Origin of the sequence: Nocardia sp. NBC_01329, assembly GCF_035956715.1 — a bacterium.
In the GTDB taxonomy this organism is placed as follows: domain Bacteria; phylum Actinomycetota; class Actinomycetes; order Mycobacteriales; family Mycobacteriaceae; genus Nocardia.
Genome location: NZ_CP108381.1, coordinates 5,134,031 through 5,158,277, shown reverse-complemented (window position 1 = coordinate 5,158,277; position 24,247 = coordinate 5,134,031). Strand labels below are relative to the sequence as shown.

20 protein-coding genes are annotated in these 24,247 nt (G+C 67.8%); 11 read left to right on the top strand and 9 right to left on the bottom strand.

The genetic code is table 11. The annotated features are described in order from the left end of the window. The first annotated feature begins 133 nt into the window (after positions 1 to 133). From purL to purM, 6 genes are all read left to right on the top strand, one after another. Positions 134 to 2,425, top strand: a complete 2,292-nt coding sequence (purL, locus tag OG405_RS23310) for a phosphoribosylformylglycinamidine synthase subunit PurL (protein ID WP_327148586.1) — start codon at positions 134 to 136, stop codon at positions 2,423 to 2,425. 76 nt (positions 2,426 to 2,501) lie between these two features. Then, positions 2,502 to 4,241, top strand: a complete 1,740-nt coding sequence (locus OG405_RS23305) for an alpha/beta hydrolase (RefSeq protein ID WP_327148585.1) — start codon at positions 2,502 to 2,504, stop codon at positions 4,239 to 4,241. A 20-nt stretch (positions 4,242 to 4,261) separates the two neighbouring features. Next, the gene (locus tag OG405_RS23300; protein ID WP_327148584.1) at positions 4,262 to 4,933 is read left to right on the top strand and encodes a CPBP family intramembrane glutamic endopeptidase; all 672 of its coding nucleotides are present in this window, start codon (positions 4,262 to 4,264) and stop codon (positions 4,931 to 4,933) included. 65 nt (positions 4,934 to 4,998) lie between these two features. Further along, entirely contained in the window at positions 4,999 to 5,589 is a 591-nt protein-coding gene (locus OG405_RS23295; protein ID WP_327148583.1) for a WapI family immunity protein, read from the top strand. A gap of 333 nt (positions 5,590 to 5,922) precedes the next feature. After that, entirely contained in the window at positions 5,923 to 7,521 is a 1,599-nt protein-coding gene (purF, locus tag OG405_RS23290) for an amidophosphoribosyltransferase (RefSeq protein WP_327148582.1), read from the top strand. Between the two features lie 659 nt (positions 7,522 to 8,180). After that, a complete protein-coding gene (purM, locus tag OG405_RS23285; protein ID WP_327148581.1) occupies positions 8,181 to 9,260 on the top strand; it encodes a phosphoribosylformylglycinamidine cyclo-ligase in 1,080 nt (359 codons plus the stop codon). A gap of 352 nt (positions 9,261 to 9,612) precedes the next feature. Here the strand turns inward: purM and OG405_RS23280 are convergent, their stop codons facing one another. The 5 genes from OG405_RS23280 to OG405_RS23260 all read right to left on the bottom strand — a co-directional run bounded on the left by OG405_RS23280 (position 9,613) and on the right by OG405_RS23260 (position 13,256). Continuing rightward, positions 9,613 to 9,822 (bottom strand): DUF3073 domain-containing protein, encoded by a 210-nt coding sequence (locus OG405_RS23280; RefSeq protein WP_327148580.1) that lies wholly within the window; start codon positions 9,820 to 9,822, stop codon positions 9,613 to 9,615. 162 nt (positions 9,823 to 9,984) lie between these two features. Next, a complete protein-coding gene (locus OG405_RS23275) occupies positions 9,985 to 10,950 on the bottom strand; it encodes an asparaginase (RefSeq protein WP_327148579.1) in 966 nt (321 codons plus the stop codon). Continuing rightward, positions 10,947 to 11,636: an MOSC domain-containing protein gene (locus OG405_RS23270; protein ID WP_327152460.1), complete on the bottom strand. Its 690-nt coding sequence runs from the start codon at positions 11,634 to 11,636 to the stop codon at positions 10,947 to 10,949. The genes OG405_RS23275 and OG405_RS23270 overlap by 4 nt, the downstream gene beginning before the upstream one ends. A 34-nt stretch (positions 11,637 to 11,670) precedes the next feature. Continuing rightward, the gene (ygfZ, locus tag OG405_RS23265; protein WP_327148578.1) at positions 11,671 to 12,783 is read right to left on the bottom strand and encodes a CAF17-like 4Fe-4S cluster assembly/insertion protein YgfZ; all 1,113 of its coding nucleotides are present in this window, start codon (positions 12,781 to 12,783) and stop codon (positions 11,671 to 11,673) included. 65 nt (positions 12,784 to 12,848) lie between these two features. After that, entirely contained in the window at positions 12,849 to 13,256 is a 408-nt protein-coding gene (locus tag OG405_RS23260) for a sterol carrier family protein (protein ID WP_327148577.1), read from the bottom strand. 109 nt (positions 13,257 to 13,365) lie between these two features. On the opposite strand from OG405_RS23260, the gene OG405_RS23255 reads away from it, so the two are divergent. The 5 genes from OG405_RS23255 to OG405_RS23235 all read left to right on the top strand — a co-directional run bounded on the left by OG405_RS23255 (position 13,366) and on the right by OG405_RS23235 (position 20,669). Then, positions 13,366 to 14,286 carry an aminodeoxychorismate lyase gene (locus OG405_RS23255; RefSeq protein ID WP_327148576.1) on the top strand — a complete coding sequence of 307 codons (921 nt, stop codon included), beginning with the start codon at positions 13,366 to 13,368 and terminating at the stop codon, positions 14,284 to 14,286. Between the two features lie 162 nt (positions 14,287 to 14,448). Continuing rightward, positions 14,449 to 15,912 carry a cytochrome ubiquinol oxidase subunit I gene (locus tag OG405_RS23250; protein WP_327148575.1) on the top strand — a complete coding sequence of 488 codons (1,464 nt, stop codon included), beginning with the start codon at positions 14,449 to 14,451 and terminating at the stop codon, positions 15,910 to 15,912. A 9-nt stretch (positions 15,913 to 15,921) separates the two neighbouring features. After that, complete coding sequence (gene cydB / locus OG405_RS23245; protein WP_327148574.1) at positions 15,922 to 16,956, top strand: cytochrome d ubiquinol oxidase subunit II; 1,035 nt, start codon at positions 15,922 to 15,924, stop codon at positions 16,954 to 16,956. 3 nt (positions 16,957 to 16,959) lie between these two features. Beyond that, complete coding sequence (gene cydD, locus OG405_RS23240; protein ID WP_327148573.1) at positions 16,960 to 18,729, top strand: thiol reductant ABC exporter subunit CydD; 1,770 nt, start codon at positions 16,960 to 16,962, stop codon at positions 18,727 to 18,729. Positions 18,730 to 18,824: 95 nt separating this feature from the next. Further along, on the top strand, positions 18,825 to 20,669 hold the full coding sequence (locus OG405_RS23235; RefSeq protein ID WP_327152459.1) for an ATP-binding cassette domain-containing protein: 1,845 nt from the start codon (positions 18,825 to 18,827) through the stop codon (positions 20,667 to 20,669). 311 nt (positions 20,670 to 20,980) lie between these two features. On the opposite strand, the gene OG405_RS23230 is transcribed toward OG405_RS23235, so the two are convergent. From OG405_RS23230 to OG405_RS23215, 4 genes are all read right to left on the bottom strand, one after another. Next, positions 20,981 to 21,724, bottom strand: a complete 744-nt coding sequence (locus OG405_RS23230) for an FABP family protein (protein ID WP_327148572.1) — start codon at positions 21,722 to 21,724, stop codon at positions 20,981 to 20,983. A gap of 595 nt (positions 21,725 to 22,319) precedes the next feature. Next, a complete protein-coding gene (locus OG405_RS23225) occupies positions 22,320 to 22,625 on the bottom strand; it encodes a DUF1416 domain-containing protein (protein WP_327148571.1) in 306 nt (101 codons plus the stop codon). 5 nt (positions 22,626 to 22,630) lie between these two features. Further along, positions 22,631 to 23,464, bottom strand: coding sequence for a sulfurtransferase (locus OG405_RS23220; protein ID WP_327148570.1), 834 nt, complete (start codon positions 23,462 to 23,464; stop codon positions 22,631 to 22,633). A gap of 32 nt (positions 23,465 to 23,496) precedes the next feature. After that, positions 23,497 to 23,970, bottom strand: a complete 474-nt coding sequence (locus OG405_RS23215; protein ID WP_327148569.1) for a DUF4395 domain-containing protein — start codon at positions 23,968 to 23,970, stop codon at positions 23,497 to 23,499. Positions 23,971 to 24,247 lie beyond the last annotated feature (277 nt).

Below are 24,247 nucleotides of genomic sequence, written 5' to 3'. Positions count from 1 at the left end.
GCCCCGCCGTCGAGGCCCCCGTTCCGACCGAACCGTGGCACCGATGCCACCTGCCGCGGCTGCGGCGGGAGACCGGAGGGCCGGAGCTCGCGCGCGCCGGCGCGCCAACCTACGAAAGGATCCTGGTACCCCCGTGACTGAGCAGGTCGATACGGTCGTCACCGCCGCCGCCACCCCGGATACGCCGCAGCCGTACGCCGAGCTCGGCCTCAAGGACGACGAATACGCCCGGATCAAGGACATTCTGGGGCGCCGGCCCACCGATGCCGAGCTCGCCATGTATTCGGTGATGTGGAGCGAGCACTGTTCCTACAAGTCCTCGAAGGTGCATCTGCGCTATTTCGGTGAGACGACCACCGAGGAGATGCGTTCGGCCATGCTGGCCGGTATCGGTGAGAACGCGGGCGTGGTCGATATCGGCGACGGCTGGGCGGTCACCTTCAAGGTGGAGAGCCACAACCATCCGTCCTATGTCGAGCCGTATCAGGGTGCGGCCACCGGTGTCGGCGGGATCGTCCGCGACATCATGGCCATGGGCGCGCGTCCGATCGCGGTGATGGACCAGTTGCGTTTCGGCGCGGCCGATGCCGCCGATACTCGCCGGGTGGTGGACGGCGTGGTGCGCGGGGTCGGCGGCTACGGCAACTCCCTGGGCCTGCCCAATATCGGCGGTGAGACCGTCTTCGACGCGTCATATCAGGGGAATCCGCTGGTGAACGCGCTGTGCGCGGGGGTCATGCGGGTGGAGGACCTGCATCTGGCCTTTGCCTCCGGCACCGGCAACAAGATCATTCTCTTCGGCGCGCGTACCGGGCTCGACGGGATCGGCGGCGTCTCGGTGCTCGCGTCGGACACCTTCTCCGGCGACGATTCCGGGACCGGTCGCAAGAAGCTGCCGAGCGTCCAGGTGGGCGACCCGTTCACCGAGAAGGTCCTGATCGAATGCTGTCTGGACCTGTATCACGCCGGACTGGTCGTGGGGATCCAGGACCTCGGCGGTGCCGGACTGTCCTGCGCGACCTCCGAACTGGCCGCGGCCGGGGACGGCGGGATGCGGATCGAGCTCGACCGGGTACCGCTGCGGGCCGCCGATATGACCCCCGCGGAGGTGCTGTCCAGTGAATCGCAGGAGCGGATGTGCGCGGTGGTCACGCCGGAGAACGTGGACGCCTTCCTCGCGGTCTGCGCGAAATGGGATGTACTCGCCACGGTGATCGGTGAGGTGACCGACGGTGAGCGCTTGGAGGTCACCTGGCACGGCGAGACCGTGGTGGATGTACCGCCGCGCACCGTCGCCCACGAGGGCCCGGTGTACGAACGCCCGGTGCGCCGGCCCGCCGATCAGGACGCGCTCAACGCCGACACTCCCGACACCCTGCCTCGGCCCAAGACTGCCGAGGAACTGCGCGACACGCTGCTGAAGATGGTGGCCAGCCCACAGTTGTGCAGCCGCCGCTGGATCACCGAACAGTACGACCGCTACGTCCGCGGTAACACCGTGCTCGCCGAGCAGGCCGACGCCGGCGTGATCCGTATCGACGAGGAGACCGGTCGCGGTATAGCGCTGGCCACCGACGCGTCCGGCCACTACACCAAGCTCGACCCGTATACCGGTGCGCGCCTGGCCCTGGCCGAGGCCTACCGGAACGTGGCCGTCACCGGTGCCACTCCGAAAGCGGTCACCAACTGCCTGAACTTCGGATCCCCGGAGGATCCCGGCGTGATGTGGCAGTTCCAGCAGGCCGTGCGCGGCCTGGCCGACGGCTGCGTGGAGCTGGGGATCCCGGTGACCGGCGGCAACGTCAGCTTCTACAACCAGACCGGCGAGAACGCCATCCTCCCGACCCCGGTGGTCGGTGTCCTGGGTGTCATCGACGACGTCCACCGCCGGATCCCGACCGGGCTCGGTCTGGAACCGGGGGAGACGCTGATCCTGTTGGGCGACACTCGCGACGAATTCGGCGGTTCGGTCTGGTCGCAGGTGGCCCACGGGCATCTGGGCGGGCTGCCGCCGCAAGTCGATTTCGACCGGGAGAAACTGCTTGCCGATGTGCTGACCGCGGGCTCGCGTGACGGCATGATCAGTGCCGCCCACGACCTGTCCGAGGGTGGGCTGGCGCAGACCGTCGTCGAGGCCGCCCTGGCCGGTGAGACCGGCTGCCGGATCCTGCTGCCCGAAGACGCCGACCCGTTCGTCGCGCTGTTCTCCGAATCGGCCGGCCGCGTACTTGTCGCGGTGCCGCGTTCGGAGGAGACCCGCTTCACTCGCATGTGCACCGCGCGGGAGCTGCCCTGGGCGCGCGTCGGTGTGGTGGATCAGGGTTCGGACTCGGTCGAGATACAGGGTCAGTTCTCGGTCACCATGGCCGAGTTGCGGGCCGCGCACGAGGGCACCCTGCCCGCGCTCTTCGGCGGCCACGCCTGATCCGGACCCGCGGCGGCCACGCCGGAGGTGACCCGGGCCACCCTCCGGCGCCGGTGCCGCCCGCCATACTGGACAGGTGCTGGAAACCGCCGATTCCGTGACGAGATTGCGGCGGCGGTGTGTCAGCCTGGTCCGGCGGGCCGAGCGGATCATCGACCTGAACTATGTGGGTCTGGTGTTCGCGACCGTGTTCTTCGCGGCGTCGGTCTCACCGTCCTTGCTTCCGCGTGACTGGATGTTCCAGGGCTTGATCAGCGGGATCAACGCCGCCATCGGGTACGGCGTGGGCTGTCTGCTGGAATGGCTGTTCCGCCTGTGGGTGCGGCCGCGGCTCACCCGGATCCCGTCCGCGCCCACCTGGGCTCGGTATGCCCTGAAGTCCGCCGTATTGATCACGGCCGCCCTGAGCGCGGGCTACATGCTGGTGCAGTCGGCGAACTGGCAGCGCGAGATCACCGCGCTGATGGGGATGGAGGGCACCACCACGCCCGCGTATCTGCGGACCGGCGGCCTGAGCGTCATGGTCGGGGTACTGGTGGTCGCGTGTTATCGCACCGCACGGGAGCTCATCCTGTACCTGGCCCGTCAGCTCAACCGCTGGGTGAAGATTCCGCGTGAACTGGCTCCCTCGGCGGGATTTCTGGTTCTGGTGCTGCTGGTGGTGACCCTGTTCAACGGAGTCGCCTCCCGCGCCTTCTTCGCCGCCGCCAACTCGGCGTTCAGCGTGCGCAACGACCACACTTCCGAATACGCCGTGCAACCCCGCCTGCCCGAACGCTCGGGCAGCCCGGAATCCCTGGCCGCCTGGGAGACCCTCGGGTTCGAGGGCCGCTGGTTCGTCTCGCACGGCCCGAGCGCCCAGCGCATCTCCAGGGTCACCGGCCGGCCCGCGAAGGAACCGATCCGCGCCTATGTCGGGCTGGAATCGGTCGAGGATACGAAGCTGAGCCAAGCCGACCTCGCGGTCGCCGAATTGGAACGAACCGGTGCCTTCGATCGGGAGGCACTGGTCGTGATCACCACCACCGGCACGGGCTGGGTCAATTCCATGGCCGCCAACGCGATCGAATACATGTACGGGGGAGATTCGGCTTTGGTGGCCACTCAGTACTCGTACCTGCCCAGCGCGCTGTCGTTCCTGGCCGATCGCGATAAAGTCGCCGCGTCGGGCCGGGAACTGTTCGAGGCGGTGTATCGCCGTACCCTCACCCGCCCGGCCGAGGACCGGCCGAAGCTCCTGGTGTACGGAGAAAGTCTCGGCTCCCAGGGGTCCGAGGGCGCATTCGACGGGCTGGCCGACCTGCGCGAGAAGGTGGACGGCGCGCTGTGGGTGGGTCCACCGAACTCCAATCGCCTCTGGCAGCAGTTCGTGAGCCGGCGTGATCCGGGGTCGCCGGAGACCGAACCGGTCTACGCGGACGGCCTGGTTATCCGATTCGCCGGGGACCGCGACGATCTGGCCCGTCCCGGCCCGGAATGGCGGGCGCCGCGCATCGCCTATCTGCAGCACGCCTCCGACCCGATCGTCTGGTGGTCACCGGATCTCGTCTTCACCCAGCCGGATTGGCTGTCGGAACCGCGTGGTCCCGATGTCTCGCCGCGGATGCGCTGGGTGCCGCTGGTCACCTTCTGGCAGGTCAGTGCGGATCTCACCAATGCGCAGGGCGTCCGGGACGGCCACGGCCACCGGTACGGCAGTCTGGTACTGGACGGCTGGGCCGCGGTCGCCCGCCCACCGGGCTGGAATCCCGAACTGGCGGAGCGGATCAGGCTCGAGATCGAAGCGTACGAAGCCTATGAGCGGGAATTGAAGTGAAAGCCCGGACACTCGCCGCGGTGACAGCGCCGCTGCTCTGGAACAACTGGCTGCTGCCTCGTCTCGCACTCGATCGCCGTGGGCGGACTCTGGCGAATGCTGTGGCCGCCAGTGGATATGCGCTGGTATGCGACGGTCGTCCGAATTGGATATCCGCACGAGGATTCCGCTACGGGACAGCGTGCGCCGGTATCGTCGCAGTGGGATATGCGGCGGCTCTACAGATTCCGCCGGTCCGCCGGGCACTAGGTGGTCCCGGCGACCGTGCTCCGGACGTGAGCACAGCGGAATGGGTCGCCGTACACATTCCGCTCGGCACCGTCTACCCCGAGGAACTGATCTTCCGGGCCACACTGGACCCCTTGATGAAAAGACAATTCGGGAGCAGGGCCGGTGCGGTCGCGGGGGCGGCGGTCTTCGGGCTGTGGCATATCCATCCGGCTCACGTCGCGGGCGACAACGTCGCGGGCACGGTTGTGTTCACGGCGTTCTCGGGTCTGCTCTTCGGCGCTCTGGCCGGGCACGCGGGCAGTGTTTCCGCGTCCGCACTGCTGCACTGGGCGGTAAACGCGGGCGGTGCCGTGCTGTCCCGCCGAGCGCCGCTCGCTGCCGCCGTAAGCCCGGCCACCCTGTCGGGGCGCACTGAATCCCTTTCGGGGCCCACTGAATCCTTGTCGGGGCGCACTGAATAGCGACAACGTCGCGTCACCGGCGCCGACCCCGGGCGCGATCGCCCCGATGATGAAACACTTCGCCGGTGAGATTGATCGACAGCGATGGATACGGTGTGGAACTCACCATTGCCGGATACCAGTTTCCGGACCATATCGATCCGCGAATCCGGTACAGCTGGCTGGTGATCGCCGGCACAGCGAACTGCCCCGAGGGGAACTGGACCTTCCGCTGGCAGGCGTTGAGTCTGGACGACACGGTCGAGCTGGCGGACTGGCTAGGGCGGATCGCCACCGAGGCCGGGCCGAGCGGTGAAGGGGTGGCCGGGCCGAGCGGTGAAGGGGTGGCCGGGCCGAGCGGTGAAGGGGTGGCCGGGCCGAGCGGTGAAGGGGTGGCCGAGCCGAGCAGTGCAGCGGTGGTCGGGCCGGCTCGGCTGACCTTCACCGAACCCAACCTGAGTCTCACCGCCACCCGCAGCGGCGGTGAGGTCGAGCTGGCGATAGGTCTGGATCTCGAGTTCTCCCCACCATGGGACAGGCGCGCCGCCGCGGGCTCACCCTTCATCGTCACAACCCGGCTCCCACCCGCGGATATCGCCACCGCCGCCAAGGATCTGGGGGCCGAAGTCGACAGTTATCTGCCGCCCGGCGGGCGGCTGCTCGGCCGCGCCAGATGAGCGGAGCGCGGCGGCTGCGCGTGAGTGCCACGCCAGGTGATATCGCCCACGTTGCGCCGGGCGGTGTGGGGGGCTTATGGCCCGGCGGTGTCCGAGAGCGTATCGAAGGGTCGGTGAGGAACCTCGAAAGGCCCGACACTCGCCGTTTCAGCAGGTGAAAGGTGGGTTAACTGGGTGCCGCGGTTTGCTGGCGCGGCTTGCCGCCGGTCAGCGAAGCCGGTGGTGGCCGACGTGGCGGCGTTTGCTGCCGGAGTACTGATCCGGTGACGCGCAAGCGCGACACACCCGTAGAATGTCGAGTGCCCCCACACCCGCCCTACCAGGGAGCGCACGGTGACCCACGCCGACCAACCGGCTGTCAGCAATCCCACCGCAACCGACGAGACCGAGAATCCGCCCCGCGAGGAATGCGGAGTCTTCGGAGTCTGGGCTCCCGGGGAGGATGTGGCCAAACTCAGCTACTACGGCCTCTACGCCCTGCAACACCGCGGGCAGGAAGCCGCGGGTATCGCGGTCTCCGACGGCTCGCAGGTGCTGGTCTTCAAGGATCTGGGTCTCGTCAGCCAGGTCTTCGACGAGCAGACCCTGGCCGCCATGCCCGGCCACGTCGCCATCGGCCACTGCAGATACTCCACCACCGGAGCCACCACCTGGGAGAACGCCCAGCCGATCTTCCGCACCACCGCCGTCGGCTCCGGGCTCGCGCTCGGACACAACGGCAACCTGGTCAATACCGCCGAACTGGCCGAGCGGGCGCGTGAACTGGGCCTGGTCGCGGGCCCCGGCCGCCCCGGAACGGTCTCGGCGACCTCCGACTCCGATGTGATGACCGCGCTGCTGGCGCACGCGTCCGCGGATTCGAGTATCGAACAGGCCGCCATGGAGTTGCTGCCCACGGTGCGTGGCGCCTTCTGCCTGACTTTCATGGACGAGCACACCCTGTACGCCGCCCGCGACCCGCACGGGGTCCGCCCGCTGGTCCTGGGCCGGCTGGAACGTGGCTGGGTGGTCGCCAGCGAAACCGCCGCCCTCGATATCGTCGGCGCCTCTTTCGTCCGCGAGATCGAACCGGGTGAATTGCTGGCCATCGACGCCGACGGAGTCCGCTCGTCACGATTCGCCAATCCCGAACCCAAGGGCTGCGTTTTCGAGTACGTGTACTTGGCCCGCCCCGACAGCGCCATCTCCGGACGCTCGATCCATGCCACCCGGGTCGATATCGGCCGTCGGCTCGCCGCCGAACATCCGATCGACGCCGACCTGGTGATCCCGGTCCCCGAATCCGGTACCCCCGCCGCCGTCGGTTACGCACAGGGCTCCGGACTGCCCTACGGGCAGGGCCTGATGAAGAACGCCTACGTCGGCCGCACCTTCATCCAGCCCAGCCAAACCATCCGCCAGCTCGGAATCCGGTTGAAACTCAACCCGCTGCGCGAAGTGATCCGCGGCAAACGCCTCATCGTGGTGGATGATTCGATCGTCCGCGGCAACACCCAGCGCGCACTCATCCGGATGCTGCGCGAAGCCGGCGCCCTGGAGATCCATGTCCGGATCGCCTCCCCGCCGGTGAAATGGCCGTGCTTCTACGGTATCGATTTCGCCTCCCGCGCCGAACTGGTCGCCAACAACGCCGGTATCGATCCCGACGGTGTCGACGGCCTGCCCACCGACCCGGACGCGATGCACGACATGGTGGAGGGTGTACGCCGCTCCATCGGCGCCGACACCCTCGGCTACATCTCGATCGACGGCATGGTCGCCGCCACCGAACAGCCCCGCACCCGGCTGTGCTGTGCCTGCTTCGACGGGAACTACCCGATCCCACTGCCCACCGAGGCGGCGATCGGCAAGAACCTGCTGGAATTCGGCGGCCGTTCTCAGTCGCGGGTCCTCACCCAGAACGCCAACGCCAGCGCCCTCAGCCGCCCCTGAAGGCTGTGTTTTCGGCGCGCTGGCGCGCGCGGGGGTTGAGGCCCTGAGGTCTCGCCGTTCAGGCCTCGAGACTCGCGCTTCGCGCATGCGCTTCGAGGCCTGAACGGCGAGACGGCCTCAACCCTTTGGGGTGTCTCGTAATACTCGACTCATTGGGTTGCGTCGGGATTGCGGTCGCGGTCGGCATGCGGACCCGAGAGCATTGTGCGGGTGGGTGTAGGGTGCCCGTGCCCGTGCCCGTGCCCGTGCCCGTGCCCGGTCGGTCGGTCGGTCGGTCGGGGGTTGTGTGTGTCTGTCACTTGGTTTCGGTGGCCGTTCGCCGGTGAGCTCGCCTTTGTTCCGGCGGGTTTGGCGGGTTTCTCGGAACTCGTATCGCCGGCAAACCTCGTGGGTGTTGCTTTCGTGGACGGTCGCGCTTGCCCGGTGCCGAGTCTTACGAGGCCCACAAAGGTCGAGGCCCGTCCCGCCGCTGCGCCCTCGAAAGCGTATGCGCGAAGCGCGAGTCTCGAGGGCGCAGCGGCGGGACTTCCAGGGGCCTCGACCCGCGGCGCCGCAGGCGCCGCAAAATAAACACAGCCCGGCACTCCGCCGTCCGAGGCGACGCCATAAACTCTGAGCAGGCAATTATCCACGGATTCGGTTTGGAGCTTTCCCCGACAATGACTGAGCAGAACCCCACCGGTGCCGGTGCGTCCTATGCCGCAGCTGGAGTGGATATCGAGGCCGGTGACCGGGCTGTCGAGTTGTTCGCCCCGCTGGCGCGTAAGGCGAGCCGCCCTGAGGTGCAGGGCGGGATCGGTGGTTTCGCCGGATTGTTCGCGCTGAAGAAGAGCTATCGGGAGCCGCTGCTGGCTTCGTCGACCGACGGGGTCGGGACGAAGATCGCGGTGGCCCAGGCTCTGGACAAGCACGACACCGTGGGTTTGGACCTGGTGGCGATGGTTGTCGACGATCTGGTGGTGTGCGGGGCGGAGCCGCTGTTCCTGCAGGATTACATCGCGGTCGGCAAGGTTGTGCCGGAGCGGGTGGCCGAGCTGGTGGCGGGTATCGCCGACGGGTGTGTGCGTGCCGGGTGCGCGCTGCTGGGTGGTGAGACTGCCGAGCATCCGGGGATGATGGGTGCCGAGGATTACGATCTGTCGGCGACCGGGGTGGGTGTGGTCGAGGCCGATGATCTGCTCGGGCCCGATCGGGTGCGTCCCGGTGATGTGGTGATCGCCATGGGTTCGTCCGGACTGCATTCCAACGGCTACAGCTTGGCGCGCAAGGTGCTGCTGGAGATCGACCGGATGGCGCTGACGGGGCATGTGGAGGAGTTCGGCCGCACTCTCGGTGAAGAGTTGCTGGAGCCGACCCGGATCTATGCCAAGGATTGCCTGGCGTTGATCGCCGAGACCGATGTCCGGACCTTCTCGCATATCACCGGTGGTGGCTTGGCGGCGAACCTTGCTCGGGTGTTGCCCGCGGGGCTGGTGGCCGAACTGGATCGCGGAACCTGGAATCCGGCGCCGGTTTTCAAGATGATCGCGCAGCGCGGCCGGGTGGAGCGCGTGGAGATGGAGAAGACGTTCAATATGGGCGTCGGGATGGTCGCCGTGGTGGCACCCGAGGATGTCGATCGGGCGCTGGCGGTGCTGACCGCGCGCCATATCGAATGCTGGACGCTGGGCACCGTGAAGAAGGCCAAGGACGCGGACGCCCCGCGTGCTGTGCTGCTGGGTGATCATCCGCGTTTCTGATCCGGTGGATACGGCAACGGCCGGCTCGTCTTCGATGCGAAGGCGTTCCGGCCGTTGGGTTTCCGCGGAGCATTCCGACGCGTGAATCATGTTCGCTCGCGCGTTGTGCATCGGAGTTCGAAGACCACCCGGGCGAACTGGGGCGGGCGGGATATCGACGCCGACCGGACGAGCCGACTGCCCGATGGGCCTACCGCTCGTCCTGCGCCGATGTCGTGATCAGATGCTGCGTTCCGGACCGGGTCGCCGGTTCACGTCATCTACTGCCGGGCCAACCCGGCAGGAAACGGCGCGAACCGGCGTCAACGGCCGAGGGGAGGCCCTACAGCCTCCCCAGAGCGTATTCATCTGGTCAGCGGCGCCAGCTGTCGTAGCTGTCGTCGTCGTCCCACTTGGGCAACGAGTCGTCGGCGTCGTGCTCATCCGAGAGGACACCACCACGATGGGCGTTGTCACTACCGGAAAGCTCGCGCTGAAGGCTCGCCAAGTCGGTCGACGGCGAGCTGTACTTCAGCTCGCGTGCAACCTTGGTCTGCTTTGCCTTAGCCCGGCCACGGCCCATGGCTGACCCCCTCGCGTCACAGCGGGGCGGCCTGGGGATTGGTGGCGGCCCCGTTCGAATTAATATCTTCCTGACAGACACTTTAGCGCGTGTCCGGCCGTCGTGCTTCCACGAGTCGGCTATCCGCCGGATCAACCGACCGGTTTGCCGATGTTTCGCCGCTCAGTCGCCAGGCGGGACAGAGCCTGGTATGGCGCGGATCACACCGACTCGGGTTCCGCCGCCCAGAACGGGCGGGGCCGCGAGGGCCGCCAGTTCGTCCGACCAGGCGACACCCATACGCTGCAGGACTGCCATGGTCAGCGGGATTCTGGCGCGGTCGGCGCCATCGTCGATTTTGTAGGCGAAGGCGCTGCCGTCCGGTAGCGCTCCCGCGTGCACACCGTCGGCGCCGATCTTGCAGATCAGTTCCGGGATCGCGTCCATCGTCAGGAGATCGGGGCCGTTGGTGCCGGAGATCACCCGCGGATGCGCGCGCAGCGCTCCGGCGATTCGGCGTTCGGGTGTGCCTTCCGGGGCGGTGGCCAGGGTCGCGAAGGCGCGGGCCAGGTTCGTCAGGGATACCGGGACGATGGGCAGTCCGCAGCCGTCGATGCCGAGATCGGTTTCCGGCTCACCGGTGACATCGGTGATCTGGGCGATTACTGCCCGCTGGAGCGGGTGGGTGGTATCGGTGTAGCCGGTGACCGGCCAGTCGTTCAGCGCGCAGGTCGCCAGCATGGCGGCATGTTTGCCGGAACAGTTCATATACCGCTTCGCGGGTTTCTCCCCGCGATACAGCACCCCGGCCCGGGTCTGTTCGTCGCCGGGTAGGTCGGGTGGGCAGGCGAGGTCGTCTTCGCCGAATCCGAAACGGCTCAGCAATCGTTCGACCAGTTCGACATGTTCGGGTTCGCCGGTGTGCGAAGCGGTCGCGATGGCCAGTTCCGCGTCGTCGAGCGGGTCGAATCCGAGTTTCAGCAGGGTGAGCGCCTGTAGCGGTTTGTTGGTGGAACGCGGGTAGATCGGCACGTGTACCGAGCCGGCTTCGAAGGTCGGTTCGCCGTCGGGTCCGAGGATCACCACCGAGCCACGGTGCACACACTCCCGGAATCCGGAGCGCACCACCTCGACCAGATCGACGCTCATCCGATCGCCTCCTGCTCGGCGGCCGGGTCGTTCGCCGCGGTGGCCGCGCGGCGCCTGGTGTGCCGGGCGACCTGGGCCCGGATCTCATCGGAGACGGTGGGTTCGGCGGTGAGCAGGTATTCGAGCCGTTCGGGGTCGGTGCCGGTGAAAACATCACGGACGGTGATGCCGTGGTCGGGGACATGGACGACCTCGACCGGATCGCCGGTGCCCACCTCGCCCTCGGTCACGACCCGGAAATAGCAGCCGGTGTTCGCCGCCAGGGTGAAGCGGCGCACCCATTGGCGTTCGCCGGACCAGTGCCCGAAGGTGGCGCACGGCACCCGGGGCGCGCTGACCTCGAACACCGCGCCACCGATGGCGCAGCGAGCGCCGAGAACCGCGTCGCTGAGCGGGAGGCCGGATATCCGCAGGTTCTCCCCGAACCAGCCGGGTGCGAGGGTACGTCCGAGCTCGACCGACCAGCGCAGCGCGTCTTCCTCGGCGTAGCCGTAGACCGCCTGGTGGACGCCGCCGTGGTCGCGGGTGTTGCACACATGGTCGCCGTCGAGGCCGAGCCGGCCGGCCCGAACCCGCCCGGGCGCCGGTCGTTTGTCGATCGCGCTGCGCCCGACCCGGCCCGGGACCGTCAGATCGGTGTGCACGACGCATGCGGCGAGTACCCGCCCGGTGGCGCCGACCCGCATGACCTTCTCCTCTCGGCTCATCGTCGAGGGCCGGTCAGCGGCCACGGAGCCGATCGACAGCGCGGCGTCCGGCCTGCGGGGCATCGTCGGCGGCCACCGAATCGGGGTCGATGGCAGCGGCCGTATCGCCCACGGTGAGCTGGGTGTCGGCGGGAACCGATCGCTTGATCAGGGCCAGTGCAATGGGGCCGAGCTCGTAGTGATCGATCGTCGTACCGAGGACACCGACCGCACGGCCGCCCGCAGTGACCGATTCGCCCGGTGCGGGCCGCTCGTCGGTAGAGCCGTCCAGGTGCAACAGGACCAGGCGGCGCGGGGGTTTGCCGAGGTTGTGCACCCGGGCCACGGTTTCCTGACCGCGATAGCAACCCTTGTCGAGGTGGACGGCCCCGTATTCGGCAGGCCCGCCGATCCAGTTCACCTCGTGCGGAATGGTGCGGTCATCGGTGTCCAGCCCGATCCGCGGCCGGACGGCGGCGACCCGCAGGGCTTCGTAGGCCCACGAACCGGCCGGCTCGGCCCCGGCGGCGGTGAGTTCGCCCCACCGTGACATGAGCTGGTCGCGGGGCACGATCAGATCGAATGAGTCGGCGGTCGGCCAGGGCATGCGGCGCAGGAACCCACCCCCGGACACCGCGAGCGCCTCGTAGGTTTCGGGTAGCCGGTCGATACCCAGGGCGCCGGTCAGCGTGTGGGTGCGCGGACCGATCAGGCTCAGCACCGCGTAATCGGCCGGTCGCGGCTGCGCGTCGGCCCAGAACACCATTTTGGTGAGGAATTCCAGCAACCCCGGACCCCGGCCGGCTTCCGTATCGATCCACACCGTCGCGTCCAGCTCCGTGAGGACGAAATGGTGCAGAACCCGGCCGTTGAGGTCGAGGTCCAGATTCTCCGCGGAGCGACCGTCGCCCAGTTCGGTGATGTGCTGGCTGGTGATGGTGTGCAACCAGCTGAGCCGCTCGGCGCCGGTGACGGTGAGCACGAAACGGTGGGAACGATCCACGATCGCGACCCGCTCGGCGGCGGCACGCTGTTCACCCAACGGATCACCGTAATGCCAGGGAACGGACTCGTCCGGGGAACCGGGCGGGGCCGCGACGGCTCCCGGTACTGCGAGGACAGGGCTGGGTGCGGCGAGCACGGACACGACTCCCACTCTAGGAGCTGATCGCCCCCTCGCGCATCAGCGGGGGGTTGACCAGGCGATTCGGCTCAGGAAATGTCGTCGCCGGGACGCACGGGGACCAGCGGAAGCCAGCGGCCGATCTCGGGGGCTCGGCTGCCGGAGGCCTCCACCGAACCCGCGGCGACGGCCTCGGCGAAACTTTGGAGTCCGGTCGCCAGTAGCAGCCAGGTCCGTGGATCGGTCTCCACGACGTTGGGCGGGGTGCCGCGAGTGTGCCGGGGCCCTTCTATGCATTGCACCGCCACGAAGGGTGGGACCCGTACCTCTACCGAGTGTCCGGGTGCCGCCGTCGCCAGCGCTCGCGCGGTGCCGCGTACCGCGGCCGCCAGTTCGGTACGTGGCGGAGCCGGACGGGATGCGTCGAGCAGCCAATCCCGGACCGCCGTCACCGCGGCTCGCACCACGCCCGGGTCGATATCCGTCCGTTGGGCCATTGCCCGACCTTAGGCGTACCTCCGCGTAGTGCGGCATCCAGGAGACATTGTCCGGACTGCCTGGCTTTCCGTCCCTCATAGCGAGCGGTGTTGGCCTACGCTCGTGCGCATGGTGGATCGAGTTCTAGTAACACTCGACGGCGAGGTCCGCGACGCGGACCAGCCGTTGCTGTATGCCGACGATATCGGCGTCCTGCGGGGCGACGGGATTTTCGAAACCGCTCTGGTCCGCGGTGGCACGGTCTGCGCGCTCGATTTCCATCTCGCCCGGCTGCGCCGCTCCGCCAAGGCGCTCGATCTACCCGAGCCCGATCTGGCCCGGTGGCGGAACGCGACCGAGACCGCGGCCAAGGAGTGGGGTAGCGAAGAAGAAGGGGTCATGCGTCTGGTGCTGACCCGTGGGCGGGAGAGCGCGCTCGGCAGCCCCAAGGCCGGGCTGCGTTCGGGTGAACTGTCCGAGGCGGTTCCGGTTCCCACGACCTTCGTCATGGTGACGGGTCTGGCGGAGCGGGTGGCCGCGGCGAGATCCGAGGGTGTCGCGGTGGTCACGTTGACCCGGGGTATCTCGGTCGACCTCGCTCAGGCGGCACCCTGGCAACTGCTCGGCGCGAAAACTCTTTCCTATGCGACCAATATGGCCGCGTTGCGGTTCGCCGCCCGGATGGGCGCCGACGATGTGATCTTCACCAGTACCGAACATCGCGTTCTGGAGGGCCCGCGTTCGACGGTGGTGATCGCCAGGGGCAAGCAGTTGATCACTCCGCCGGCGAAAAACGGTGTGCTGCCGGGGGTCACCCAGCGGGCTCTGTATGCCGAGGCCGAGCGCCGCGGTTACGACTGCCGCTATGAACCGTTTTTCACCGCCGATCTGTTCGACTGCGACAGTATCTGGATGCTCAGCAGTGTGACCCTCGCCGCACGGGTGAATTCGCTTGACGGCGTACGGATGTCGGCATCGGACTCGGCTTCGGAGATCATCGAGATGGTCGACCGGGGTATCGATCGGGCCGGGACCATCGCCGATTGGTGACATTTCGCGCGCCCGTGTGACCGGGCCGTGCCCGAATGTGACCGAGACCGTTGCTCGATCGTGTGCGTATCGCTCGGCAAGTCGTGTCCGCCGACACATTGATCGGCTGCCGGGGCCGCGTAGTGTGTGTCTACGACACGTCGTAGTAACAGGAGGCCCGGTGTGGACGCCTTGGATGTCTCGCGATGGCAATTCGGCATCACGACCGTCTACCACTTCTTGTTCGTACCCCTGACGATCGGTCTGGCGCCGATCGTCGCGGGAATGCAGACGGCGTGGGTCGTCACCGGCAAGGAGCATTGGTACCGGCTCACGAAATTCTTCGGGAAACTGTTCCTGATCAATTTCGCGCTCGGTGTCGCCACCGGGATCGTGCAGGAATTCCAGTTCGGGATGAACTGGAGCGAATACTCCCGATTCGTCGGTGACGTTTTCGGCGCACCCCTGGCCCTGGAAGGCCTGGTCGCCTTCTTCATGGAGTCCACCTTCATCGGGCTCTGGATATTCGGCTGGTCCCGGCTACCCAAACTCGTCCACCTGGGCACCATCTGGATGGTGGCGATCGGCGTCAATGCCTCCGCGTACTTCATCATCGCGGCCAATTCCTTCATGCAGCACCCGGTCGGGGCCCGGTACAACCCGGAAACCGGGCGAGCCGAATTGACCAGCATCGTCGAACTGCTCACCAACAACACGGCGCTGGCCGCCTTCCCCCATGTGGTCGCGGGGTCATTTCTCACCGCGGGCACCTTCGTCGCCGGGATCGCCGGCTGGTGGATGGTGCGCAACGCACGCAGCGGTGATCCGGGCAAACTCGCCGAGGCTCGCACCATGTGGCGCCCGGCCGCGCGGGTTTCATTGCTGGTGGTGGTGATCTCCGGGGTCGCCCTGATCTATACCGGTGATGTCCAGGGCAAGCTGATGTTCGAGCAGCAGCCCATGAAGATGGCCTCGGCGGAATCGTTGTGCCACACCCGGACCGACCCGGATTTCTCGATCCTCACCGTCGGCACACACAACAACTGCGACAGCGTGACGCATGTGCTCGAGGTGCCGTTCGTGCTGTCCTGGCTGGCCGAAGGCAAGTTCACCGGGGTGGAACTGGAAGGCGTCGTCGATCTCCAGCAGGCCTTCAACGAGAAATTCGGCCCCGGCGACTACCGGCCCAACCTCTTCGTCACCTACTGGTCGTTCCGCGCCATGATCGGCCTCGCCGCCGGATCCGCGCTGCTGGTGTTCGCCGGATTCTGGATGACCAGGCGGGGCCGGGTACCCGACCAGCGCTGGTTCTCCTGGTTGAGCCTGCTCGTGATCCCGACCCCGTTCCTGGCCAATGCGGCCGGCTGGGTGTTCACCGAGATGGGCCGTCAGCCCTGGGTCGTGGTACCCAACCCGACCGGCGACCAAGATCTGCGGTTGATGGTGCAGCAGGGGGTCTCCGACCATTCGGCCGCCACGGTGTGGATCTCGCTCGTCACCTTCACGGTGCTCTACGGGTTGCTGGCGGTCGTCTGGTTCTACCTGATGCGGCGCTATGTGCTGGAGGGCCCGGAACGACCGCCGGGTGCACCCACGGACGGGTCTGCGGAAAAACCTGTCGCCGAACAGCTTTCGTTCGCCTACTAGGAGCCGGGCATGGGACTGCAGGAATTCTGGTTCGTACTGATCGGAGTGCTCTTCACCGGGTACTTCGTGCTCGAGGGCTTCGATTTCGGAGTCGGGATGCTCATGCCGATCCTCGGCCGGCGATCCGACACCCGCCGCCGAGTGGTGCTCAACACCATCGGCCCGGTGTGGGACGGCAACGAGGTCTGGCTCATCACCGCCGGTGGCGCGCTGTTCGCGGCGTTCCCGGAGTGGTACGCGAGCATGTTCTCCGGGTTCTACTTCGCTCTGCTGCTGCTCCTGGTGGCGTTGATCCTACGTATCTGCGCGATCGAATACCGGGGCAAGATCGATGACCCGCGCTGGCGGGCACGCTGCGATATCGGGATCGGAATCGGTTCCTGGGTGCCCGCACTGGCCTGGGGCTGGGTGTTCGCCAATATCGTGCGCGGGGTTCCGCTGGACGCCGATAAACAGTTCACCGGTGCCTTCGGCGAACTGTTCGGCCCGTACGCCCTGCTGGGCGGGCTCACCACCGGACTGCTCTTCGCCCTGCACGGGGCGGTGTTCCTGGCGCTCAAGACCGCCGGTGAGGTCCGCGACGACGCGCATCGGGCCGCCCGGCTACTGCTGGTGCCGACGGCACTGGCGGTGGGCGGCTTCGGTCTGTGGACTCAGTTCGCTTACGGGACCGGCTGGACCTGGATCCTGGTGGCACTGGTGGTGTTCGGCTTGCTCGGTGGTGCCGCGGCGCTGCTGGCCGGGCGCGACGGCTGGTCCTTCGCCGGGACCGCGCTCACCGTCCTCGCCGCGACCGGTTTGCTGTTCGGCGCGTTGTTCCCGGATGTGCTGCCGTCCACTATCGACCCGGCGTTCAGCCTGACCGTCGACAATGCTTCCTCGACCCCGTACACGTTGAAGGTCATGAGTTGGGCCGCAGTGATCGTGACACCGGTGGTGCTGGGTTATCAGGCCTGGACCTATTGGGTGTTCCGCAAACGCATCAGTGCCGAGCACATCCCACCCGGAATCGGACTTCCACCTCGCGTTGTGATCGAGGAGTGACCCATGGCCCGCCCGCCTGTCGACCCACGCCTGTGGCGGTATGCGCGTTCGGCGCGCCGCTATCTCGCACTGAGCGTCGCCCTTTCGCTGGTGACCACAGTGAGCATCGCCTGCGCGGCGGTGCTGCTGGGACGGGTGCTTGCCGGGGTGATCACCGATCCCGCCCGCAGGTCGCTCGGTTCGTGGACTGCGGAGCTGGTATTCCTCGCGATCGCGCTCGGTGTGCGGGCACTGGCGGCGTGGTGGCAGTCGCGGATAGCGCATCGGGCCGGCGCTGCGGTTGTCGCCGAACTCGAACAGGCAGTCCTGGCAGCGGGCGCCGAACTCCCGCCGCGGGAACTGGAGTCACGGCGGACCGAACTAGCGGTGGTGGTGGGCAGCGGGCTCAACGGCCTGCGCGCCTACCTGACCGGGTACGTACCCGCACTACTGCTCGCGGTGCTCGTACCGCCGGTCGTGCTGACGGTGATCGCGGTGCACGACCTCACCTCGGCGGTGATCGTGCTGATCACGCTGCCGCTGATCCCAGCCTTCATGATCCTCATCGGCCTGCTCACCGAAGGCCGGGCGCGGGAAACGCTGGCGGCCACCACCCGGCTGTCGGATCAGCTCCTGGACCTGTTCGCCGGAATGCCCACGCTGCGCGCCCTCGGCCGGGAGACCGGGGCTGCGACCGATATCCCGGGACGCACGATGAGCGGGCGGGTACGTGGACTGGGCGAAGCGCTGCATCGCCGCACCATGAGCGCACTGCGGCTCGCGTTCCTCTCCTCGATGGTCCTCGAACTGCTGGCCACTCTCTCGGTCGCGCTGGTCGCAGTGGCGATCGGGATGCGCCTGGTGCACGGCGATATGAGCCTCTACGCCGGGATCGTGGCCCTGGTGCTCGCCCCGGAGGTCTACCTGCCGCTGCGTACGGTAGGGGAACGTTTCCATGCCGCACAGGACGGAATGGCGGCGGCGGACCGCGCTTTCGCGGTTCTGGACCCCACGTCCGGCGACGACGCGGTGATCGACCGGGAATCGGTACCCGGAGCCGGCGACAGTGGAGCGCGACCCCGCCGTAACGGCGCTGTGGGTGCCGGTGTCATCGAACTCCGGGATCTCACGGTGGATTCCAGGGACGGCGCCGCCCCCGAAGGTCTGCGCGCTGTCTTCGCGCCTGGCACCGTCACCGCGCTGACCGGGCCCAACGGCTGCGGGAAATCGACCGCACTGCAGGCGATCCTGGGTTTGATCGAGCCCACCCGGGGCGCCGTGCTCGTCGACGACGTCGATATCCGCGAGATTCCCGCCGAACAGTGGTGGTCGCGCCTGGCCTGGCTCCCGCAGCGGCCGGTACTCGTACCGGGAACGCTCCGGGAGAATCTCGAACTGCTCGGCGCCACCGTCGCCGGACCGGAGCGCCGGGGGGCGGCCCGGGTTCTCGGCGAACTGGACGCCGCCTGTGCCGTAACCGGTTTCGACGCTGTGCTCGAGGGGCTGCCCGCCGGATGGGATACCGTGGTCGGGTCCGGGGGGATCGGACTATCCCTCGGCCAACGGCAGCGGCTCGCGCTGACCCGGGTCCTGGCCGCGGACCGCCCGATCCTGTTGCTGGACGAACCGACCGCCCATCTGGATCCCGACAGCGAAGTCGCGGTGGCGGCGGCACTCACCACACTGGCGCGTACCGGCGTGACTGTGGTCGTGGTCGCCCACCGTCCGGCACTACTGTCCGCAGCCGACGAGATCGTCGCGGTACCGACGACGTCCCCCCGAATGTCGCGATGAGCTCTCGAACCGAATCCACTCGTCCTCCGCACTTCTGGACCCGCCCGGGACGCCGCTGGTCCCGGATCCGGCTCCTGCTGCGCGATACCCGGCAGATGTGGGGTTTGCTGGAGATCCCGCGTCGGCGGCTGGCGATCTCGATCGGATGGGGAGTGCTGGCCCTGGGCAGCGCGCTGGGCCTGGCCGCGCTCGCCGCCTGGCTGATCGCCCGGGCCTGGCAGATGCCGCCGGTACTGGATCTCACCGTCGCCGTGGTGGCGGTGCGGGCGCTGGGAATCTCGCGCGGAGTATGCCGGTACCTGGAGCGACTCGCCACCCACGATGTCGCCCTGCGCTCGATGACCGCCGCCCGTACCTCGGTGTACCGCGCGCTGGCCGGGACGCCCCTGTGGCTGACTCGCCGGGCAGCTACCCCGGATATCGCGCAGGGAACCGGTACACCCACCGCACCGGGCGGACCCGGTGTCCCCGGGCGGTTGCGACGCGGTGATGTGCTGGTCCGGGTCGGCACCGATATCGACGATCTCGGTGCGGTGGTAGTCCGGACCTTCGTTCCCGTCGCGGTGGCGCTGGTGCTGGCCGTGGCGGCGGTCGCGATGCTGGCCTTCATCTCGGTGCCGGCCGCGGCGGTGCTGGCCGCAGCGCTGGCGTTCGCCGGGATCGTCGCGCCCTGGCTCTCCGGCCGCGCCGCGGCCGCCGCCGAACGGTCGGCGCGAGCCGACCGAGCCGAATTCGCCGCCCATGCGCTCACCGTGCTCGACCACGCCGCCGAACTGCGGGTCGCCGGAAAGCTCGGGTCCGCGCTGGACACCGCGGCTGCCGCGAACCGTCGAGCGCTGACGGCCGAGGACCGGGCCGCCGGCCGGAATGCCTGGGCGTCGGCCGCGATCCCGCTCGCGACCGGGGTGACCGTCCTCGCCGCACTGCTGATCGGGATCATCGTCTACGGCCTCGACGGCGGCAGCCCGGGTGCGATGACACCGATGGCACTGACCGTTCTGGTCCTGTTGCCACTGTCGGCGTTCGAAGCGACAGGTCCGCTGCCGGCCGCCGCACAGACCCTCACCGTCGCGCGGGCGGCGCTGCACCGACTGCGTGCGGTATCGCCCGACCACCGTCCGGGGGGCACCGGCCGTGTCGACTCCTCCGTGGTCGACTCCTCCGTGGTCGCCGCCGCCGAGTTCCCGGCCCACATCGGGTCGGTATCGGCGGATACGCGGAAGCGGTTCGGCACCGGCGGATACCCACATCCGTACCCCTACGCGGACAGTCGCGCCGACGGGGTCGTGATCGGCTGGGTCGGCGACGGGCAGTGGCAGATCCCCGAGCGTCCACAAGCATCGCGTGTGGTGGTGGTCGGACCCAGCGGTGCCGGAAAAACCGCCCTGCTGATGGCGTGGGCCGGTCTCTTCGACCATCCGGACGAAGAGGTGCGATTCTTCGCCGAGGACGCCCACCTGTTCGGTACCAGCGTGCTGGAGAACCTGCGGGTGGCCCGCGGCGACCTCGACGCCGAGACCGCCGAGCGCGCACTGCGCACGGCGGGCCTGGGAGACTGGCTGGACGCGCTGCCCGACGGTGTGCACACCGACCTCCCCGGCGGTGCGGCGGCGGTCTCCGGTGGTCAACGTCGGCGGATCCTGCTTGCCCGGGCCCTGGTCTCCCCGGCCCGGGTGTTGCTACTGGACGAACCGACCGAACACCTCGACGCCGCGACCGGGGCAGAGCTGCTGCGCGCATTGCTCGATATGGACAGCGGCCTCGTGGCGGCCGATCGGGACGTGGTGGTGGTCACGCATCAGCTACCGGCCGGGCACCGCGCCGGCCTGGTCATCACCGTCGATGCATCCGGCCAGGTACGGGCCGCTTTCGCGGACGGCGTGACCACTCGTTACGCGCTCGACGAAATTCCGTTGCCGACCACCGCTGGTGGTCGCTAAGTTCGGAGGTACACAAGGAAGGAGGTGATCCCAAGAATGAAAATTCTCAGGACGCGTGAGGTGGCTACCAGCTGACGCTGTAGCCGGCTGTCCCCTGGATTCCGATCGCTTCAGCGCTCAGCGAATCCACGGTAGCCACCCGGCCCCCGAGTCCCCGGTCCGTCCGATCGGGATCGGCCGCGAGACCCCCGTATTCACACCGGAGTCCGCGCCGATATGGCTCGGGGGCCGTTCTGTGCCCGGGCCGACCATCGCCCACGGGGACCGGGGTATTCTCGCCGACCCGGGCGCCCCGCCGACGGATCCGCGGGTCAGCCGATATAGCGCTGCAGCCGGGCGGAAAGGCGTGGCTGCAGCGGACCGTCGGCCACTACACGCTCTTCCACATAGGCGAGATCGCCGCCCTCGACGATCCCGTACAAGCGTTTGGCGCCACCCACCACCGCGCCGGTCTGGCTGCGGATCACCACATCGGTGGCCAGTTCCCAGGAAGACTGGGTCAGTGCCGTGCCGTAGAACAGTTCGACGATCCCGGTGCTGTGAGTGAGCAGCAGCTCCAGGACCTCGTCGTTGCCCTCGACGCCGACCCGCCAGAAGCCGCTCTCACGCAGATCCGGCCCGCCGTAGCCGCCGTCGGATTCGACGAACCAGGATCGCGAATCCCAACTCAGATAGTCGCCACCGTCATGAGAGACCACGATCTGCTGGCCGAAGCGGTAGTCACCCCGCTCGGGGTTGTTTCCCTCGCCCTCACCGCGCCACACACCGACCATCGGCAACAGCGCCAGCATGGCCGGGTTCAAGTCCGGGCCCAGGCGCAGATTCGCCGTATCGTCGGGAATCGGGAGGTCCGGGAGCACCGGAATATTGCGGCCGCTGGTCGCCTTTGCACGTTCGGCCGCGTGGGCCACCGCCCGATCGCCGCTCAGCGACGACTCGGTCTCGGCCGAACGGCCGTGACCGTTGCGGTCGTGATCGACGCCCGGAGGCTTTCCGTTGCTGCTGTCGCTCGCTCGCTCGGACGGATCGGAACCCTCGCTCGCGAGATCGCTCATGACTCGGTGAACAGCCGGTAGAAGACGTACAGGCCGAACCATCCGATGAGGATCGATACGGCGACCAGCAGAATCTCGAAGAAGAGGACCACGCTGTAATTCTATGCTGTGTTTATTTGCCCCGCCTTCGGCGGGGCGGGTCGGGGCCCTATTAACCCCGGTTCTTCACTCCGGCGCTCAGTCGCTGCGCTCCTTCGCTTCGTCGCTCCAGAACCGGGGCGGGCCCCGACTGTGTTGTTTGCCCCGCCTGCGGCGGGGCGGTCGGGGCCCTCGTGACCCCGGTTCTTCACTCCGGCGCTCAGTCGCTGCGCTCCTTCGCTCTGTCGCTCCAGAACCGGGGCGGGCCCCGACTATGGAGGGTGACCATCCGGAGTAGACGAAAGGTATGGGTATACAGGGTTCTCGACCGGCCTGGATAGGTTCACGGCACTGTGAGTGCTCGATGGTGGCCGTTCGTTCTGTGGATGGTCGGCCGCGTCGGAAAGCGATGATCCGGAAACTGCGATGGCGGGCTCAGCGTGTGGTCGGTGGAAACGGAACGGGCCCAGGGCCGGCTCGTGCGAGGCGGTCCTGGGCCCGTGAGGTCCCGGTGTGTCTACTTCGAGACGGCGACGTCCAGGTTGTGGATGCCCGGGCCGTCGGGACGGAGTTCTGCTGTGCCGTTGCCCGCGGAGGAGAGCGCGCGCAGCGTCCAGTTGCCCGGCGCCGCGAAGAAACGGAAGTCACCGGTGCCCGAGGCGACGACCTCGGCGGTGAAATCCCCGTTGCCGTCCAGTAGCCGCACGAATGCGCCTGCCACCGGCTCGCCGTCCGTGGCGAGAACCCGGCCGGTGATGACCGTTTCCTTCTCCACATCGACCCCGGCCGGGATGGCCTGGCCCTGGGTAGGTGCTGCACACATTGTGGTTATTCTCCCAACTCGATAGGGGCGCCGACGAGCGAGCCGTATTCGGTCCAGCTGCCATCGTAGTTCTTGACGTTCTGGTGTCCGAGCAGCTCCTGCAGCACGAACCAGGTGTGCGAGGAACGCTCGCCGATACGGCAGTAGGCGATGGTCTCCTTGCCGCCGTCCAGACCGGCCTCACCGTAGATGTCGGTGAGTTCGGCGTCGGAACGGAAGGTGCCGTCCTCGTTCGCGGCCTTGCTCCACGGCACGTTGATCGCGCCGGGGATGTGGCCGGGACGCTGGCTCTGTTCCTGCGGCAGATGCGCGGGGGCCAGGATCTTGCCCGAGAACTCGTCGGGGGAACGCACATCGACGAGATTCTTGGTGCCGATGGCCGCGATGACCTCGTCACGGAAGGCGCGGATGGTGGTGTCCGGCTCGCCCGCCTTGTACTGGGTCGCCGGGCGGCTGACGGTATCGCCGGACAGCGGGCGCCCGTCGAGCTCCCACTTCTTGCGGCCGCCGTCGAGCAGCTTGACGTCGTTGTGGCCGTACAGCTTGAAGTACCAGTAGGCGTAGGCGGCGAACCAGTTGTTGTTGCCTCCGTACAGGATCACCTGGTCGTCGTTCGCGATCCCGCGCTCGGAGAGCAGCGCGGAGAACTGCTCCTGGTTCACGAAGTCGCGCCGAACCTGATCCTGCAGGTCCTTCTTCCAGTCGAGCCGCACAGCGCCCTCGATGTGTCCGCCTTCATAGGCGGTGGTGTCCTCGTCGACCTCGACGAAGACGACGCCGGGGGTTTTGAGGTTCTCTTCGGCCCAGTCGACGGAGACCAGGACATCGGAGCGAGCCATGTTTTCCCTTTCAGTGGTGACAGCGGATTTATTCATGCGGGGGATTCGGACGGGGGAGCCGGGCGTAGCCGGGTGACCAGTGGATACAGCTTGCAACCGAGACAGATCCCGAATGCGGCGTTCAGGAAGGCCGCGAACAGGGCGAACCCGGCGAACAGCGCGCCCACGAGTGTGGCGCCGACCAGGAAACCCAGCAGGCTGACCGCGGCGAACACGAAACCGAGCAGCTGGGCGAACCGTAGCGGCGCTGCCGGTTCGGTTTCGGCGACCGGGCCCAGGCGCGGCCCGACGAATCGTGCGTAGACCAGGCCGTACGGGTGCCGGCGCGGTCCGAGCCAGGTGCCGAGAGCGAAGACCACCGCCTGCACGGCGATCAGCGCGGCAGCGGCGGCCGGAGCGAACGCGGCGAGCGACAACACCAGTACGAGGACGCCGGTGGTCACCCAGGCCACGAAACGCGGGCCGCGGACATCGACCCGATCCGGAACGGTGGTGGTAGTGGACATAGACGAAACTCCTGCGCTCGAACTTTTCGGCGGAATAGGCCGGTTCTCCGGGGGATCGGTTCTCCGGGGGATCGAGATCGCTCGCGCGGGGGAACCGTGGTCGGCGTCAGGAAATCGAGACCCGACCGCTCAGCGGCACAGGCAGCAACAACCACCGAGGCGGCACAGATCGACTGTGCGGCGACGGGTGAGCATCAGCTCGTGGTGGTTTTGCACACCGGGCAGTCTACCCAATCCCGGAAGATCCCGAGCGGGTAGGGGGTGATCGGCTGGTCAG